The following is a 17,717-nucleotide window of genomic DNA, read 5'->3' as shown; positions in this document are numbered from 1 at the left end:
GATCGCCTGTAGTCTGAACTAAAAACCAATCACTAACAACTAAAAACTGCTTTTACCCCATCACCGCCTCGACATGATGCGTGCCGCCGTCGGTGAAGATCGGAATCACCGCGCCCGGCACCGGCTGCCCATCCACGCGCAGCGAGACAATGCCCTTCGCCACGTGCTCAGGGTTGCGCACCTCGATTGTGTACGTCGCGCCGCGAAAGACGCGCGTCACGCGGAAGCCGTCCCACGCGGGCGGGATGCACGGATCGACCAGCAGCCCGGCGTAGGTGGGCCGGATGCCGAGGATGTACTTCGTCCCGGCCTGATACGTCCACGAGGCCGTGCCCGACAGCCAACTGTTGCGCGCCAGTCCGAACTGCGGGTGCTCGTCGCCCAGGATATTCTGCGGGTACACGTACGGCTCGCACTCGAACAGGTCGATGATCTCGTTTTTGGCGGCGGGGTTGATCTGGTCGTAGTACCGGAACGCGCGATCGCCGTTCCCGGTCAGCGTTTCCGCGATCATCGCCCACGGATTCGCGTGCAGAAAGATGCCGCCGTTTTCCTTCGCGCCGGGCGGATAGGTCGTTACGCCGCCCTTGTTCGGATCGTAGCCGTTATAACCGGGCGCGCTGAGCTTAATGCCGTGGCGCGTGTTGAGCCGCTCGTGGGCCGAATCGAGCGCGGCGCGGGCGCGTTCGGGTGTAGCGAAGCCGGAGATTACCGCCCACGACTGCGCGTTGAGAAAGATCTGCCCCTGCGCGTTGGCGCGCGAGCCGATCGGGGAGCCGTCTGCGTCGAAGTAGCGCAGATACCACGCGCCGTCCCAGCCCACCGTATTCACACAGTCGCGCATCGCCTCGTAATCCGCTGTGTATTGCGCGGCGAGATCGGCGCGGCCCAGGTGCTCGCACAGCTCGATCATCTCGCGCAGCGCGACCCCGTACTGGCTGGCGATGAAGAACGACTCCGCCCCGGTGGGCAGATTGACCGTATCGTTCCAGTCCGCGAAGCCCAGCAGCGGCAGGCCGTGCGCGCCGGTATGATCGCGCGTGAAGGCCAGCGCGCGCTGAAGGTGCTCGAATACGGTGCCCGCTTCGAGCGGCTGCTCGTTCCGGTCTTTCTCGTAGTACGGGATCGTTTCGTCCAGAAACGTGAGGTCGCCCGTTTCCTTGAGGTAGCCGCATACCGCCAGCACGATCCACAGGTGATCGTCGCCATAGTAGTGCGGGCGATCCTCGTATTCGCGCGAGTCGCCCTCGGTGGCGATCATGCTCAGCGGGTTGAACTGGTGCATCGCGGAGCCGTCACGCCGCTGGACGTGCAGTAGCAGCGCGATCAGATCCTTCGCCTCGCCGGGCATGTTCGCCAGCACGCCGAGCGCGTCCTGAGCGCTGTCGCGGAAGCCGATGCCGCGCGCACCGTAGCCAAGCTGGTACAGCGACAGGTAGCGCGACCAGTTTTTCGTCGTGTGGCACTGGCGCGGGTTGTGCACGTTGAGCATGCTGTTCATGCTGGCGTCGGGCGTCTCGACCTGCTGGCGGCTGAGGTAGCCATTCCAGAAGCGCGCCATTGCCTCTAGCGCCGCATCGACCTGGGCCGGATCGCGGAATCGTTCGATGGTGGGCTGCGCCGCCTTGACGCTTTCCGCCTGCCCCAGCAGCGTGATCAGGCGTACCGTCGCGCCCGGTTCGATCGCGCCCAGATGGTGCATCAGCGCACCGATGTTGTCGCCGCGCTGCGCTTCGTAGCTGTCGAGTTCAGGCTCTAGCAGGCTGAGCGGGCGCTGCCACGTGCCGTACTCGTTGGCGCCCAAAAAGCGGCGGCGATCCGACTCGAACGACGACACTGGCCAGTTGGAGGTCAAGTAGTTGACCGCCGTGTCACATTTCATGAAAGCGCACTGCGCCAGGATGAGATGCCCGCCGGATTCGTAATATGCGCGGCTTTGCATCGTCTGCGGCACCCAGTCGGCGTTGGTGAGCTGCTTCAGCGCGTCGAAGTGCGAATATTCGACGACCGGGATCGCGTCCAGCTCGACCGATTCCGTGCCCAGGTTGGTCAGGCGTACGTCGCGCACCAGCACGTTCTCGCCGGTGGGGACGAACACCGTGATCTCGGCGCGGATGCCGTGCATCTCCGTCACGAAGCGCGAATAGCCCAGCCCGACGTGACACTCGAAGCGGTCGTACGGGTCGAGCGTGGGCACGACATACGGCGAAAAGATCCGGACCCCGTCCGGCGTCTTCAGGCGCAGGTAGAGCGTCTCGCCCTTGAACTCCGATGCGGGCATCTGCGCGAGGTAGCGCGTGATGCGGTTGAGGGCCGGGTCCTGCTTACAAACCAGCGCGCCGCCCGTGTGATCGACAAAACCGCCGAAGGCCAGCGTGCCCACGTAGTTGATCCACTTCACCGGCGTGTGCGGATTGGTGATCACATACTCGCGCTGCGTGTCGTCAAACCTGCCGTAAATCGTCATCAACTGCTCCTAAGTGTGGAAGTCAGCCCCTGGATCCCGCCTCCATCATACTGCCACTTTGCGCTCGTTGTGAAGGTGTTGGGGGATGGCGGTAGTAGAAGAAGATCGGGCGGGTCACAGACCCGCCCGATGGATCACGCGTGAATGGACGGATGATGTTCAGTCGTAATACATCGATGTGACGACCAGATCGCCGGTCGTCGTGCCGCGCGGCAGCGTGATCGCGTACCACGCCAGATCCGCGACCTGCACGGGATCGATCACCATGCGCCGCTCGTAGTCGGGCGTGGCGGCCCAGCGCATCGGCGTATCGACCGCGCCGGGGCAGATCGCCACCGCGCGGATTTCCTCCGGCTTCAGTTCGTCGGAGAGTGAATGCGTGAAGCCCAGCAGGCCCGCTTTGGCGGCGGTGTAGGCCGTCACGGTGCCGTGATTCGCCAACGCAACCTTCGACACCACATTGACGACGCTGGCGTTGGCGCTCTGGCGCAGCAGCGGCAGCGCCGCGCGGCTGGTCAGGTACGCCGTCTTGAGGTTGGCGGTCAGCAGCCGGTCGAAGTCGGCTTCGGTCGTGTCGTCAAGCGTCGCGATGAACGCCTCGCCCACGCAGTTTACCAGCGCGTCGAGTTGCGGCGCAACGGCGGCTGCGGCATCCATCACGCGCTGCACTTCACCGGCCCGCGTCACGTCCGCCTCGACCACGGTGGCCGATCCACCTGCCGCAATTACCTCGGCGGCGACGGCATCCAGCTTGGCTTGCGTGCGGCCAACGAGCACGATATGCGCACCATGCCCGGCCAGCTTGAGCGCCACCGCGCGGCCTATCCCTTGTCCGGCTCCGGTTACGACGGCGATCAGCGGCTGTGCTGCTTCTGACGATTGGGTTATGGAATGAGTCATGGAACGGTCTGTCCTTTGCTGCGGGGGAAACGCCAGCGGAGGCGGCGGCCCTGCGCCATACTCCCTCCGCTGCACGCCATTATAGAAACGGCCCTGCCAAACGAACAGGGCCGTTCGCATAAAATCGGGTCGGGAATCAGGCGAGGCCCATCGCCGCGTCGATGGCATCCAGCTCCGACTGGCTGAATGTCACGCCCACGGCGGGCAGGTAGTCCGCGACCTGCGCGGGCGACTTCGCGCCGACCAGCACGCAGGTGATGGCCGGATCGCGCAGCAGCCACGCGATCGCAAACTGGACCAGTGTCAGGCCCTTATCGCGCGCGAGCGCTTCGAGCCGCCCGGCGACGTCCAGATCGTGCCGGAAGCTCTCGCCCTGGAACGACGGTAGCCACGAGCGTTCGTCGTCGGACGGAAACACAGTTTCGGCGGTGTACTTGCCTGTCAACAGGCCCTTCGCCAACGGGCTGTGCGCCAGTACGCCGATGCCATGTTCGCGGCAGGCCGGCAGCACGTCCGCCTCGATGTGGCGGTCGAACAGGTTGTAGCCCGGCTGGTCGGAGTGGAACGGCGCAACCTGGTACGCCTGCTCAAGCTGCGCGCCCGTATAGTTCGAGACACCGATGTAGCGCGTTTTGCCCTCGGCCTGAAGCTGCACCATCGTTTCCATCTGCGCCCCGATCGGCGTGCCGCTATCCCAGCGATGAAGCTGGTAGAGGTCCACGTAATCGACCTTCAGGTCGCGCAGGCTGTTTTCCATCCCGGCGCGGATGCCCTGCGACGAAAAATCGAAGCTGGCCTTCGTCGCCAGGAAACAGCGATCGCGGTAGCCGTTCGCCAACGCGCGGCCCAGGAACGCCTCGCTGTCCTTGTACGCCTGCGCCGTGTCGATCAGCGTGATGCCGCTGTCGATGGCGGCGTGGATCGTATCGACCGCCGTGTTTTCGTCCACGCGGCCCATGCCGCCGCCCAGCGGCCACGCGCCTAACCCCAGGGCGGGGATTTGCGGACCATCTTTTCCCATCTGCCGGTGTTCCATCGCGTTTCCTTTCGTCGCAGCCGGTCGTCTGATTTTAGAGTAGCGGAATCGGGTGGAATGCACCACATGGCCTATGCTCAAACCCGCCAGACAGGGCATGTAGGGCGGCGTTTTGTCCGGTACAGTGAGGGAGAATGAGACACGAATTGTTAGCGAGGAAATCATGGGTACGCGAGATCAGAAACCAACCGATCGGGACCTGGAACGCTTCGCGGCGCGGCGCGCGCGGAACGATGTGCACGAGTGGGAAGAGCAAGAGGCCGAATACGAGGACGAAGCGCCCCAACTCGAAGTGATCGGGCCGGATGACGAAGATCCTGAGGTGATCGAGGAAAACCTCGAAGAATACGGCTACGACCTGATGGACAACGACGAGATCGTGAGCGTGCCGGGCGCCGGATTCACACCGGGCTGGGAATCCGACATGGGCGTTGACGAGGACGATCCCAACGACCGGCTGCGCGGCATGGTGAACGACTCCGAGGGCGAGCGCCCGGTAGAAGACGAGGCGATCGCGGATCTTGACGACGATCTGCCGCTCGAACACGAAGCACCGGAGATCTAGCGCCACAGGCGGCTGCCGGATACGATTCAGGCATGATCGCTCATCAAACTCAGTCCACGATACTCCCGCACGAGGCCGCCGTATACCACGCTGCCAGCCCCGTCACGCGGCGACTTTGGGGCAGCAGCGACGCGATCCTGCTGATGTTTGCGGGATCGGCAGCGGAGTTTGCGTTGAACAAGGCCGTGAACTGGTTGTTCTTCACCAACGCGCTGCCCAACGATCCTGTTGGCCGCTTCTTCGAGACGGTGCGGTTCGCGCAGGCGATGGTCTTTGGCGACGAGGAAACTGCCAGCGCCGCCGTGCGCGCTGTACGTGAGGCGCACCACGCGGTCGAGCAGGCGCGGGGCGGCGTGATCCCGCAGTGGTCGCACCGCGACACGCTGTTCATGTTGGTTGAGTACGGCGAGCGAGCGCACGAGGTCGTCTTTGGGCCGATGCCACCCGCCGAGCGCGAGGCATTCTGGCGCGACTCGATGGCGATGGGCCATGCGCTGGGTATTCGCGGCCTGCCGGATACGTACGACGCCTATCAACGGGCGCGCGTTCAACACCTGCACAATCACCTCGCGCGCACCCCATTCACCGACCAGCTTTACGCGCAGTACCGGCGGCATATCGGCTCGCTGCGAATGCGCTTGCTGCGCGACATGCAGGCGAGCCTCGTGCCGGACCACGTGTGCGGGCTGCTGGATCTGCGGCGCAGGCGGTATGTTGATGAGCTGCTGCCGCTCTACCGGCGGCTGCGCAGTGTACGCCTGCTGAAACTGCTCTATCCCGTCCTGCTGCCCAGCGGGCACGGGCGTCAGCTTGTCGCGCTGCACCGCGATCCCGGCGATTGACACAAAAAGCGGCAGGCTTGAACCTGCCGCATGGGGTTATGCAGTTGTCATGGGCGACGGGGCGGCATCAGTTCTTCTTGTGCCACTTGTCGTCGTCGCCCTTTTCGTATTCCTTTTTGACGGCGGCCCAGGCCACACGGTGCGCCGTCTCCTCACGGGAGGCATCGCCGCGCCGCTCTTCCGGCTCGTCGTACTGCTTCCACGCGCTGTTGAACGCTTCCTTGTAGATTTCTTGCGCGTGCTTCGGCACGTTGTCCCGCACGCTGTCCGGCAGTTCACTGATCGAATCGTACGGCATTTTCACTCTCCTGAACGACTATTCCCGTACGGAGACTTCCAATACACCACGTCCCTGTGTTGCCGACCGGATCAGGCGGTGGTCGATGTCCAGCCGGGCGGATCGCTGGCCGGGAATGAACTGTCCGACGCTTGCTCGACCACGTCTTCATGCTCACGTTCGGCATCATGCTCGGCTTCCACGATGCGTTCGCGCGACTCGTCTTCATCTTTCGGCAGCGCATCCCTGCCGCCTGCCTCGACCAGCGCCTTCATATGCTGCAGCTCGTCCGCAAGCTGCCGGTCCGGATCCTGGCCCAGCACCGATGCCAGCGCGCTGCCGGTCCCGGTCGCGCTGAGCGTGTAGTTGATCACCACGCGGACGTCCGTCGAGCGGCCATTCGCGGACGGCATGAAATACACCGCGCCCGCATTGTCGATGTCCGCATTGTCCAGCGACCGCCAGGCGATCAATGCGTTGTCCGCCTCGTTGATGACCTTGGCGTTCCATTCGGCGCTGGCCCCGCCGGGCAGGTCGATCACCCAGCGCGAGTGCACATCGCTGAGGCGGCTCACCTTGAGGTATTCAAAGAACGTCGAGAAGTTTTCCATCTCGCGCCAGAAGCGGTACACATCCTCCACCGGGCGATCGACGGTGACGGTCTGTTCCAGGCGGATGACCTGCCGCTGGCGGCTGCGCGTCGAGTGGCGCGCCGAGTTCAGGCCCAGCGCCGAATAGATATGGCAGTGGCCCGTTATGCCCCGGTAAAGCAGGTCGCCGCTGATGACGCCCAGCGCCAGCCCGAACCACCCGCGTTCGCGCAGGCCGACCAGGGCCAGCAGCGCGCCGCCCAACAGCGAGATATACCGTTCGTTGTCAGCGACATTAACGCTTGTCGCGGCTGACTTCGCATTTTTAAGTGTTTGGCCTAGAGCCATTGCTGCCTTCCTTCCGGTTTCAATCCTTCAAACAACAGGTAGAGCGTCATGCCAACACGCTGCGCGGCGCGGCATTGGCGAGCGGAGACTCGTCGTAATGGTCCAGCAGATCCGCCGGGTCGTCATAGATCGCAACCGCGCCTTCCAACCGGTCGTCACGCCAGCCGCCGCTGCGCAGCCCGATGATCGGCACGCCAGCGCGACCTGCTGCTTCTACGTCGTAGGGCGTATCGCCCAGCATCACCGTTTCCGAAGGGTGCATGCCGAGCTTGTCCAGCGCCGCTTGAACGATGTCCGGCTCTGGCTTCGATTCGTCCACATTGTCCGCTGCCGTTTGTGCGTCGATATAGTCCGCGGCCTGGGCGATCTTGAGCAGGTGTTCCAGCTCGTCCGCTTTGGCCGACGACGCCACCACCAGCCGGACGCCGTCTTGCTTCAAGCGTTCCAGCAGCGCGGGCACACCTTCAAAGCCGCGCAGTTCCGGCAGGTAGCGTGCTTTGAAAATCTGGGCGCGCCGCTCGTCCAGCAGTTGACCTTCGTCGCTGTTTTTTCCCACGCCGATCGCCGCCGGAAGCAGATTGTCGCCGCCCATGCCGATCAGGGGCCGCACGATTTCATAGGGCGCGATATAGCCCGCCTCGGTCATCGCATCGACCCAGGCGCGCGCGTGCGCGTCATTGCTGTCAACCAGTGTGCCATCCACATCAAGGATGACGCCTCGAACCCGACTCATAGAATGAATGCCTCACAGCCTGAATGAACGTGACACGCGGTCGCCTGAAAGTCGGCTCCGCACATGAATACTACTTTAGGCGCGAACCGCCCTGCGGGCATGAGGTAACCGGACGAACTTACAGTAGGCTGAGTGGTGGACCGGGGGATAGGTCAGGTGGCGACCAGCGGAAAAACACCCGGCTCGCGTACAGATAACGCGAGCCGGGAAAGTGAATCTATCGTACGGGCGCCAGCAGCCGCTGCGCCTGAGAAGCCGCGTCATCGCTTGCCAGAGAGACAAGGTGATCGCCGGGCTGGATGACCGTATCGCCGTGCGGGATCAACAGCCGCTTGCCGCGCCGGATCGACACGAGGATGCAGTCCGACGGCAGATTGCGCGCGATCTCGCGCACCGATTGGCCCGCCAGCGGGTGACGGTCGTTGATATCTACTTCGACGACGCGCACGTTGCCTTCGTGCGCCTCGCGCAGTTCCTTCAGCCGGTAGCTGGTATAGGTGCGCCGCGCGACCGCCTGCTCGTACGCGCGGATCACGTTTTCGCGGTGAATCAGCCCCACCACGTGACGGTGATTGCCGCGCTCGACGATCGGCAGACGACCGATGCCGCGCACGCCCATGCGCCACAGCGCCACACTCATTGTCTCGTCCGGGTAGCCGACGGCCAGCCCGGCCACGGTGGCGATATCGGCAACCGTTTTGTTTTCTTGCAGGGTCTTGTCCGTCAGCACCGCGCGCTCGATGTCACCCACGGTGATCACCCCGAGGAGGTTGTTGTCCTTGTCCAACACGGTAAAGCCGTGATGGTGCGTGCGCTGGAACTCGTCCAACAGATTGGCGATAGGCATATCCGGGGGAACGGATTCCAGGTCGGTTGACATGACGTCCTTGACCTGAACGCCTTCCAGCAGGTCCACATCGCGCCCGGTGCGGGTCGGGATCTGGGCCTCGTGCAGCGTGCTGTACTTCCACCCCGCGACGAGCGTCATCTGGATGATCGAAGACAGAGCCACGACCAGCGCGGTCGCAGGCAGCAGCCGGTAACCGCCGGTCATTTCAGCGACCATGAACAGCGTCGCAATCGGGACGCGTCCCGCGCTGCCGAAGACACCCGCCATCCCCACCAGGGCGAAAGTCGCAGGCGACTGGTGGAAAATATCGGCAAACACGCCGCCGAGCATCGTCCCCACGAATAGGCCCGGAGCCAGCACGCCGCCCGATCCGCCGGAGCCAATCGTCAGCGAGAACGCGACGGTTTTCATGACGACGAGCGCCAGCATCAGCTTCCAGCCGAGTCCGCCGTCGATGACTTCCTGCATCCAGCCGTAGCCGCCGCCCAGGATCTGCGGCCAAACCAGTGCCATCAGGCCCAGCAGCAGCCCGCCGATCGCCGGTTTGACGTGTGGCGGAATGCGCATGGCGTGAAAAATGTCGCGCGTGCGGTAGAGCGCCACCGGCAGCATCGCGCCGACGACGCCGCCCGCCACGCCGATCACGGCGCATTCGAGGTACATCGTCAGGCCAGACACGGCCATGTTGGATGGCAGATTAAAGAGCGGTTCCCAGCCGGACACCGCGCCGTTCAGGCTGAATGCTACCACCGAAGCCAGGATCGCGTACAGCAGGGCGTCGGTTTCGAACTCCATTTCGCTGTACAACACTTCGATGGCAAATACCGCTGCGCCGATAGGTGTGCGGAACACCGCTGAAAGACCCGCAGCCATACCGATGATCACCAACAGGCGGCGTTCATCTTCCGACCGATGTCGTATCGTGCCGTAGATGGAACCCAGCCCGGCGGCGATCAACGAGGCCGGACCTTCACGCCCGGCGGCTCCTCCCGATCCGATTGTGATGGCCGAGGCGACCATCTTCAGCGGCACGACGCGGGGCCGCAAATATCCCCCGGTGCGGTGCACGGCCTTAATGGCCGCGTCCGTGCCATGACCATCGGCTTCGGGCGCTAACGAATAAATGAGAATGCCTACGATCAGCCCGCCGAGCGTGGTCACCAGTGGCACAAGCCACAGGCCGTGTGACCCGATCGTTTCGACGAGCTTCCCCCCTTCATTTGGCAGGCCGGGCGCGTAGTAGCCAGCGATGCCTTGAATGAGCAGTTTGTCGGCCAAATCGAGCAGGAAAATAAACGCCTGCGCGGCCAGCGCACCGACAACGCCCAGTAGCAGTGAATCTAAGACGAGCCGGCGCTGCCGCTCGTCCGCTAAACCCATCAAGAGTCCCTCCTGGTTCGCTTACATATGAATCGACGTGCGTACATTGTAATGGAAGTATAGCGCGTTCGGCCTGTAGAACGTAGCCGATCTTCTCACCTGTTAAGCGTAACAGAGGCATATTGGACGGCATCTCCCGCCGTACAGGGGGCCGTACCGGACCGGTGACGAATTAGGACATACGCCCTGTAGCTAAAACGCCAAACAAGGTTAAAATCCGATGTATAACGCTGCATAAAAGGCTGAACCCCTCATACCGGTTCCCCATGTTTGACATCGCGGCGAGCGACGCGGCGGAACCGGGAAGTCATCACCTGCCCTGGTGCAGCGGGAGAGACAAACGCCACATGTCAACGTTAAAATCGGAATGGCTGTCACTCGCGGGGGCCGCTGAACTGCTCGGCGTGCATCCCACAACGATCCGTCGCTGGGCGGACAGCGGCAAGCTGCCCGTACACGTCACCCCTGGCGGCCACCGCCGCTTCCTGCGTAAAGAGCTGGTCGCTCAAACCGGACTCGACAACGCCGTCGATAACTTCACGACGGAACGGGTCTGGAACGATTATGCGCTGGTCGAGACGCGCGAGCGCCTGATCAACCGGCCCGAGCCCAGTTGGCTGGCCGCTTTCAGCCCGGATCACCGCGAGGAAAAGCGCGAGCTGGGACGGCGGCTGATGAGCATCATCATGCAGCACATTTCCGCCCCCGACGAAGCGCAGTCCCTGTTGGTGGAGGCGCGCAGCATCGCCGTGCGCTACGCTCAAAATTCCGAACAGGCCGGTCTGACCGCAGCGGAAGGGCTGGAAGCCACAGCATTTTTCCGTGACGCCATGACGGAAGTGGCGCTGCAAATGCCGCAGGTCGCGCAGTTGGAGACGGACGCGCAGTTGCGCCTGCTGCGTAAGATCAACCAGGTTTTTAACGTGTTCCAGGTCGCCCTGGTGGACTACTACGACCGCTGCAACGGGAAAAATACCTAGCCGGTCCGTACAACCTATCCCCCGCATCTCCGCGCGCAGCGCCCATCGCGCCGCGCCGACTTGTGCGTTTGCGCCATCCTACCCCCTCTAAAATCTCTGTATAATCGCAGCGCTGTTCGACTCAAGACCCACCAACAGCCGGCACGGCGGAGATTATTAAGTATGACAACAGAGGCAGCCATTGGGATCGATCTGGGCGGGACCAACGTGCGCGCGGCAGTGATCGAGCGTACCGAAGGCCGCCCGCTGGCGCTTGCCAGCCAGCCGACGCTCGCCCAGGAGGGGCCGGAGCGCGGCGTGCGTCGCATTGGGGACCTGATCGAGCGCGTGATGGACGAGGCCGGGTGCCGGACGAGCGCACTGGCCGGGATCGGCATCGGCGCGACGGGGCCGCTCGACGTCAAGCGCGGCGTGTTCACCAGCCCGTGGAATATGCCCGGCTGGGATGAAGTGCCCATCGTCGCGCTGCTCTCGGAACGGTTCGGTCTGCCTGCCCTGCTCGACAACGACTGCAACGCGGCGGCGCTGGGCGAGCACTGGCTCGGCGCGGGGCGCGGCTGCGAAGACATGATCTATCTCACGGTGAGCACGGGCATCGGTGCGGGGATCATCCTCGGCAACCGGCTGCACCGGGGCCATAACGCCAACGCGGGCGAGGTCGGGCTGATGACTGTCGCGCCCGGCGGCGCGCTGCTGGAAGACCTCGACGGGGCATGGGAGGCGCTGGCGTCCGGCCCAGCGATCGCGCGGATGGGCCGCGACGCGGAGGATGCGGGCCTGCTGGCCGCCGCGAAGGGCGATCCGGCCAAGATCACTGCGCCGCTCATCGCGCAGATGGCGATGGAAGGCAATCCCGCCGCGCAGCGCATCATGGACGACACGGCCTATACGCTCGGCGTGGGCATCGCCAACCTGCTGGTCATTCTCGCGCCGCAGATCGTGGTCATGGGCGGCGGCGTGATGGAAAGCTGGGAGGTGCTGCAACCGCGTCTGGATCAGGTAGTGCGGGCACGGACGCGGCTGCTGCCCGGCCTGGACGAGATCCCGATCGTGCGCGCGGAGCTGGGCGACCACGCGGGCATCTTTGGCGCGGCGCGGCTGGTGTTTCTGGCGGAGAGTGCAAATTAACAATAAAGAATTGTGGACGGGAAGGTTCTGGCTTCTCGAAAGGGAGAGACCGCATGGTTCAACCACAACCCACTGCGTCGGAGTTTCAGCGACTTGTGACCGAGTGCAGGCGTTTACCACCTGCGCAAGGGAACTATCTTGTTCACGATTACGTGGAGAACCTGCTGTTAACCGTCCTAGATTTCCAAATGACGGGAACAACTGTGGGGCGGGCGATGGATTATTATTGGCGTCATGCCCGGATTAAAATATCGGATTTTGCGGCGCTCAAAAAACTGCTCGCCAGTTGTCCCGATACCAAAGAAGGGAATTTACAGATCGCGCAATATCTTTGGGGATATAACTATTGGAATCGGGTTGAATTGCTGAGAAGGTTGGTCACTTATTTTGAGATTCGGGGCGTCACAACTCAAGAACAGCTTCAGGAATGGGCCACTAAAGTAGATTTTGAGAAGGACTTTGAAGGAAAGGTTAAAGGAGCCGGTTTTGCCATTTTCAAGTGGTTGGTGATGCGGCAGGGCGTCGAGACGATTAAGCCTGATATGTGGATTCACCGCTTCATCTACGACGTATTAGGTTATTCTGTCAGCGATGCAATCGCGGTGGAATCATTGGAAAAAGCTGCGCGGGAAACCGGCATCAAGGTTTACGAGCTAGACTGGCGCATTTGGGAATATCAGCGCAGTCGCAATAAATAATCCATTTCGCCGCTGAACTAAAAAACCGGGAAGGTTAGAAAACCTTCCCGGCATCCGATTTCTGTTCCTACCGCGCGGCGAAGGCCGCGTTTTCGATGTATTCCAGGCTCTGGTGGCGGAAGTACATGTTGTACAGTTCCGCATAGTAGCCGCCGCTCGCCAGCAACCCGTCGTGGCTGCCCTCCTCGATGATCTCGCCGTCGCGCAGCACGATGATGCGGTCGGCGTTGCGCACGGTGCTCAAGCGGTGCGCGATCACGATCGAGGTGCGGTGCTCCAGGATCTCGTCCAGGCCCTCCTGGATCAGCGTCTCGGTCAGCGGGTCGATGCTGGCCGTCGCTTCGTCGAGGATGAAGATCGACGGGTTCTGTAGCAGCACGCGCGCCAGCGCGACAAGCTGCCGCTGGCCCATCGAGAGGCTGCTGCCGCGCTCACCGACCTCGGTGTTCAGGCCGTCGGGCAGGCTGTCGAGCCAGTCGCCGCCGCCCACGCGCTCCGCTGCCAGCATCACTTCGGCCTCGCTCGCGTTCTGGTTGCCGTACCGGATGTTGTCCATCACGGTGCCGTCGAACAGGAACGGGACCTGTGTCACGATGCCCAGATGCTGGCGGTAGGCTTCCAGGTTCAGGCTGCGCACGTCGCGCCCATCGACCAGGATGTGCCCGTTCTGGAACTCGTAAAAGCGTGCGATCAGCCGCGCGATGCTCGACTTGCCGGACCCCGTGTGCCCGACCAGCGCCAGCGTCTCGCCCGCCTTGATCGTCATCGAGAAGTCCTTGAGCACCTGTTCCTTGTCGTTGTAGCTGAAGGCCACGTGCTCGAAACGGATCTCGCCGTTCAGTTTGTCTTCGCCCAGCCGCTCGTCGCCGGTCTGCACAACCTTCGGCTCGGCATCGATCAGCGCGAACATGCGCTCGCCTGCCGCCAGACCGAGCTGGAACTGGCTCCAGAATGACGCGATGCTGGTCAGCGGGAACCAGAACATGCCCACGCCCTGAATGAACAGGAACCAGTCACCCGCCGACAGGCCGCTGTCCAGCACCTGCTGCCCGCCGAAGTACACCAGCGCCGTCGTGCCGAGCGCGGCCAGCGCGTTGAGGATCGGGAAGATGCCGCTGAACACATAGCCCGTGCGCAGGTTGATCCGGTACGACTGGTGGTTGACGTCCAGGAACTCCTCGTAGATGGCGTGCTCCTGGCGGAAGGTCTTCGCCACGCCGATGCCGCTCACCGACTCCTGGATGTGCGAGCTGACTTCGGCCAGGATGCGCCGCGACTGCGTGACGGTCATACGCGCCAGACGGCGGAACCCCAGCGCGATGGCGACGATCGGCGGGGCCAGTAGCACCGTGATCAGCGTGAGCGTCGTGTCTACCGTGAACAGGTAGCCGATCAGCACGACGATCAGCAGGATCTGGCTGAGCAGTTCCATCGTCAGCGTGACGACCTGCGTGAATGCCTGCGTGTCGGATGTGACGCGGCTGACGATCTTGCCCGACGGGTAGCTGTCGTAAAACGACAGGTCGCGCTTGAGCACCGCGTCGAAGGCGTCCGCGCGCATGTTGAGCACCACGTTACCCACCGCCACCGATGCCAGCCAGCGCCGCATGGCGTTGAATCCCCAGCCCAGCGCGGCCAGCGCCGTGATCACGGCCCCGATGCGCAGCAGGGTCTCCGTGGAAGAATCGCGCTGGATCTCGTCAATCGAGCGCGAGATATAGATCGGCAGCAGCGCGTCGAACAACGACGTGAGCACGATCATCACCGCCGCCACCGACATACGCGTTGCTTCGGGGCGGAAGTAGCTGACGATGCGCTTGACCAGCACCCCGTCACTGTAACTGCGGTCGTAGGCCTCGGCGTCGAGGCCATCCATAATGAAGCCCATCGGCGGTTATCTCCTAGGCATCTTGAGATGAATAGGCGATCTCAGGCTCGGCGGTTTCCAGCGGCGGCAGTTCGACGTCGTAACGCGCGAAGATGCGCCGGTAGTCGGGCGACGTGCGCAGCAGCGACTCGTGAGAGCCCGCCGCGACCAGCCGCCCGTGGTCGAGCACCAGGATCAGGTCGGCCCAGCGAATCTGGGACAGGCGATGGGTGATCAGCAGGGTCGTCCGGCCCTGCTGCGCGCGGCGAATAGCCTTCTGGATCTCGTCTTCGGTGGCGCTGTCGATGGCGCTCGTGCTGTCATCCAGGATCAGGATGCGCGGGTTGCTCAGGAAGGCGCGCGCCAGGGCGATGCGCTGGCGCTGCCCGCCGGACAGCATCGTGCCGCGCTCGCCGATCTTCGTGTCGTAGCCGTCCGTGAAGGACATGATGAAGTCGTGCGCCTGGGCTTCCTTCGCGGCCTGCTGGATCTGCTCGATGGGCGTGCCGGGAGCGCCGAACGCGATGTTCTCCGCGACGGAGCGCGAGAACAGGAACACGTCCTGCTCGATCTTCGAGATCTGCGAGCGCAGCGCGTCCAGATCCCACTCGCGCACGTCCACGCCGTCGATCAACACGCGGCCTTCGGTCACGTCATAGGTGCGATTGATGAGCTGCGCCAGCGTGCTCTTGCCCGATCCCGTCTGGCCGACGATGGCGACCGTCTGGCCGGGCTTGATGTGGAACGAGATGTTCTCGATCACAGCCGCTTCGCACTCGTCGCAGTCTTCGCTGCTGGACTGGTACGCGAACGAGACGTTGTCGAACACGATGTCGCCCTCGACCGGTTTGCCGAAGCCGCCGGAGTTCTCGTCCAGTTCCGTCTCGGCCTTGACGATGTTGATGATGCGCCGGGCGCTGGTCAGGCCAAGCTGCACCAGGGAGAACGACCACAGCGACGACAGCGTGGGGAAGCGCAGCACGTTCATCAGCCCCATCACGGCGATGATGCCCGCGATGTCCAGGTCGCCCCGGCGGTACATCAGCATGCTGTGCAGGAAGACGCCGCCCAGCGCGATGCCGTAGACCAGCAGCGGCAGGTAGCGCGCTTCGATCTTGCCCTGCGCCACGAAGTAGTCGCGGTAGGCCTGCGCGTTGCGGCGGAAGCGCATCCGCTCGAAGGCTTCCTGCACGCTGGCTTTGACGATCTCGATGCCCGAAATGGTCTCTTCCGCGCTGGCGTTGAGCGTGCCATAGGCTTCGCGCTGCGCGTGCATGACGGGGTTCAACTGCTTCATATAGCGCCGCGCCAACACGACGTAACTCATGATGAACAGCGCCGGAACGAACAGCAGTTCCAGCCGCAGCGTGGCGATGTAGATCAGCGGCACGATGATGCCGATCACCGTTTCATAGATGAAGCGGAAGCCGGGGCTGACCATGCCGTTGAGCTGGCGCACGTCGTCCGTGGCGCGCGCCATGATGTCGCCCACACGCTGCCGGTTGTGAAAGGTCTGGCTCTTGCCCAGCAGGCTGATGTACAGCTCGTGGCGGGCATCGGCTTCCATGCGCTGCGCGGTCGTCTCCGTGAGCAGGCTGCCCGCGCCGAACGCGATGCTGCTGATAAGCTGTGCGGCCAGCACGCCCAGCGAGAGCGCCACGAGCTTGCTGCTCGCGTCAGACTCCAGCAGCGCCCCGGCGACCTTGCCGATCAGCACCGGCGACTGCGAATAGGCCGCGAAGTCGATGATGCTGCACAGCATGGCCCCGATGAACAGCCACTTATAGCGCCAGACATGCGAAAAGATCCAGCGAGACGCAGAAGAGAGGTCGTAGCGGTAGGTGTTCTCAACCGAGAACTCGCTCTTCGAGGGGGAGGCGGAAACACTCATCGCGCGTCACTCCTAATGATGATGCCGCATCTAGAGAGTTTATCGAACAGACGTTCGAATGTCAAAAGGTGAAACGAAAGGGTGGACCCGGGCAGACATGGCCCGGCAGAGCCGCGCAATCAGGGTGCAGCGGATTCGGGGGGCGGAGGGCACGAGGCCGACCGCGGGTGAATTCAGGCGAGTAACTCAGTCACGAAGCATTAACTCCTCTATCCACCAGTGAGGTGTGGTGAGCCTTCACAGTATAGCGGAATTGCATAGGGGCGTAAACAGTGGATTGGTAAAAAAGTCCTAAAAGTTTGACGAGCTGGGATCAGCGGTTAGCGAATGCCAAGAACAAAGGTAATCCTACGCGGCCTCAGCCGGAAAACACCCAGCGCAAATAGGTGCGGAAGTTCACATCACCGTAGCTGATCAGCTCGTCGTGGATGCGCGACAGGTCGCTGTCGGCGTAGGCGCGGCGCTGCTGGAAGCTGGCTTCACGCGCGGCCAGCGTGCGGCGCTTGTGCCCATAGACGTTTTGCAGCGCGGCTCGCTGTGAGGTCTGCCACGAGACGAGCGGCTGAAGCTTCTGCGTCTTCAGGCGATTTTCGAGCTGCTGCCGCCAGCGGACCAGCGCCTCGGCGCGCACGTCGTCGATGCCGGGGACCTGCTCCACGCGCCAGTACGTCACGTCCGCCGCCGAGATCACGCCTGCCGACCGCAGCCGCTGTTCGAGCGTACGGTCCAGGCCGGGGATCTCGTGGTAGGCGACCGGGTAGCGCCGCAGCTCCACTTCGATGTAGTAGTTCAGATTCTGGTTCAGCCGCGCAAGCTGCTGCTGTTCTTCGCCCTCGACGCGCTTGCGGGCGATGGCGTTCCAGTACAACTGCTGGCCCGCGACGGTCCGGTCCAGACGCAGGCGGATGCGGCGCAGCAGCAGGCGGCGTTTGTGGCGCACTTCGGGGAACAGCGAATACTGCACGACGAGGTAGATCGCGATCAGGATCAGCCCGCTTCCGGCGGTGCCCCACATGATGCCGGGCGGCAGGGCTCCCAGCGCCACGGCGCTGAGGCCCGCGTGTGCGGCCAGCCCATAGGCGCTGATCACGATGCGCTCGCGCAGATCGGTTTGATCGGAAGGACGGGTTTGCGCGACGGGCGGCTCCGGCTCGGTAGGTTCCGG

General features: G+C 63.3%; 15 protein-coding genes. 5 read left to right on the top strand and 10 right to left on the bottom strand.

Going from position 1 to position 17,717, the window contains the following annotated elements:
• Window positions 1-52: 52 nt before the first annotated feature.
• The 3 genes from V7116_RS11895 to V7116_RS11885 all read right to left on the bottom strand — a co-directional run bounded on the left by V7116_RS11895 (window position 53) and on the right by V7116_RS11885 (window position 4,403).
• Window positions 53-2,467: a GH36-type glycosyl hydrolase domain-containing protein gene (locus V7116_RS11895; RefSeq protein WP_324392147.1), complete on the bottom strand. Its 2,415-nt coding sequence runs from the start codon at window positions 2,465-2,467 to the stop codon at window positions 53-55.
• A 159-nt stretch (window positions 2,468-2,626) separates the two neighbouring features.
• Window positions 2,627-3,367, bottom strand: coding sequence for an SDR family NAD(P)-dependent oxidoreductase (locus V7116_RS11890; RefSeq protein WP_324392146.1), 741 nt, complete (start codon window positions 3,365-3,367; stop codon window positions 2,627-2,629).
• 136 nt (window positions 3,368-3,503) lie between these two features.
• Window positions 3,504-4,403: an aldo/keto reductase gene (locus tag V7116_RS11885; protein ID WP_324392145.1), complete on the bottom strand. Its 900-nt coding sequence runs from the start codon at window positions 4,401-4,403 to the stop codon at window positions 3,504-3,506.
• Window positions 4,404-4,566: 163 nt separating this feature from the next.
• On the opposite strand from V7116_RS11885, the gene V7116_RS11880 reads away from it, so the two are divergent.
• The gene (locus V7116_RS11880; protein ID WP_324392144.1) at window positions 4,567-4,968 is read left to right on the top strand and encodes a hypothetical protein; all 402 of its coding nucleotides are present in this window, start codon (window positions 4,567-4,569) and stop codon (window positions 4,966-4,968) included.
• A 32-nt stretch (window positions 4,969-5,000) separates the two neighbouring features.
• Window positions 5,001-5,810: an oxygenase MpaB family protein gene (locus V7116_RS11875; RefSeq protein ID WP_324392143.1), complete on the top strand. Its 810-nt coding sequence runs from the start codon at window positions 5,001-5,003 to the stop codon at window positions 5,808-5,810.
• A 67-nt stretch (window positions 5,811-5,877) separates the two neighbouring features.
• On the opposite strand, the gene chaB is transcribed toward V7116_RS11875, so the two are convergent.
• From chaB to V7116_RS11855, 4 genes are all read right to left on the bottom strand, one after another.
• Entirely contained in the window at window positions 5,878-6,108 is a 231-nt protein-coding gene (gene chaB, locus V7116_RS11870; protein ID WP_324392142.1) for a putative cation transport regulator ChaB, read from the bottom strand.
• Window positions 6,109-6,179: 71 nt separating this feature from the next.
• Window positions 6,180-7,025 carry a YgaP-like transmembrane domain gene (locus V7116_RS11865; RefSeq protein ID WP_324392141.1) on the bottom strand — a complete coding sequence of 282 codons (846 nt, stop codon included), beginning with the start codon at window positions 7,023-7,025 and terminating at the stop codon, window positions 6,180-6,182.
• A gap of 46 nt (window positions 7,026-7,071) precedes the next feature.
• Window positions 7,072-7,758, bottom strand: a complete 687-nt coding sequence (locus V7116_RS11860; protein ID WP_324392140.1) for an HAD family hydrolase — start codon at window positions 7,756-7,758, stop codon at window positions 7,072-7,074.
• 217 nt (window positions 7,759-7,975) lie between these two features.
• Window positions 7,976-9,988 (bottom strand): chloride channel protein, encoded by a 2,013-nt coding sequence (locus tag V7116_RS11855; RefSeq protein ID WP_324392167.1) that lies wholly within the window; start codon window positions 9,986-9,988, stop codon window positions 7,976-7,978.
• A gap of 347 nt (window positions 9,989-10,335) precedes the next feature.
• On the opposite strand from V7116_RS11855, the gene V7116_RS11850 reads away from it, so the two are divergent.
• The 3 genes from V7116_RS11850 to V7116_RS11840 all read left to right on the top strand — a co-directional run bounded on the left by V7116_RS11850 (window position 10,336) and on the right by V7116_RS11840 (window position 12,794).
• A complete protein-coding gene (locus tag V7116_RS11850; protein ID WP_324392139.1) occupies window positions 10,336-10,968 on the top strand; it encodes a MerR family transcriptional regulator in 633 nt (210 codons plus the stop codon).
• Window positions 10,969-11,130: 162 nt separating this feature from the next.
• Window positions 11,131-12,096, top strand: coding sequence for an ROK family protein (locus V7116_RS11845; protein WP_324392138.1), 966 nt, complete (start codon window positions 11,131-11,133; stop codon window positions 12,094-12,096).
• Window positions 12,097-12,149: 53 nt separating this feature from the next.
• Window positions 12,150-12,794, top strand: a complete 645-nt coding sequence (locus V7116_RS11840) for a hypothetical protein (protein ID WP_324392137.1) — start codon at window positions 12,150-12,152, stop codon at window positions 12,792-12,794.
• 67 nt (window positions 12,795-12,861) lie between these two features.
• Here the strand turns inward: V7116_RS11840 and V7116_RS11835 are convergent, their stop codons facing one another.
• The 3 genes from V7116_RS11835 to V7116_RS11825 form a co-directional block, all read right to left on the bottom strand.
• On the bottom strand, window positions 12,862-14,682 hold the full coding sequence (locus V7116_RS11835; RefSeq protein ID WP_324392136.1) for an ABC transporter ATP-binding protein: 1,821 nt from the start codon (window positions 14,680-14,682) through the stop codon (window positions 12,862-12,864).
• Window positions 14,683-14,695: 13 nt separating this feature from the next.
• Window positions 14,696-16,552 (bottom strand): ABC transporter ATP-binding protein, encoded by a 1,857-nt coding sequence (locus V7116_RS11830; RefSeq protein ID WP_324392135.1) that lies wholly within the window; start codon window positions 16,550-16,552, stop codon window positions 14,696-14,698.
• A gap of 358 nt (window positions 16,553-16,910) precedes the next feature.
• Window positions 16,911-17,717 (bottom strand): hypothetical protein (locus tag V7116_RS11825; RefSeq protein ID WP_324392134.1); only part of this gene is annotated, 807 nt, incomplete at its 5' end.

Origin of the sequence: Aggregatilinea sp. (assembly GCF_036822615.1) — a bacterium.
Taxonomy (GTDB): domain Bacteria; phylum Chloroflexota; class Anaerolineae; order Aggregatilineales; family Aggregatilineaceae; genus Aggregatilinea.
This window is presented reverse-complemented; position numbering and strand designations above follow the sequence as displayed.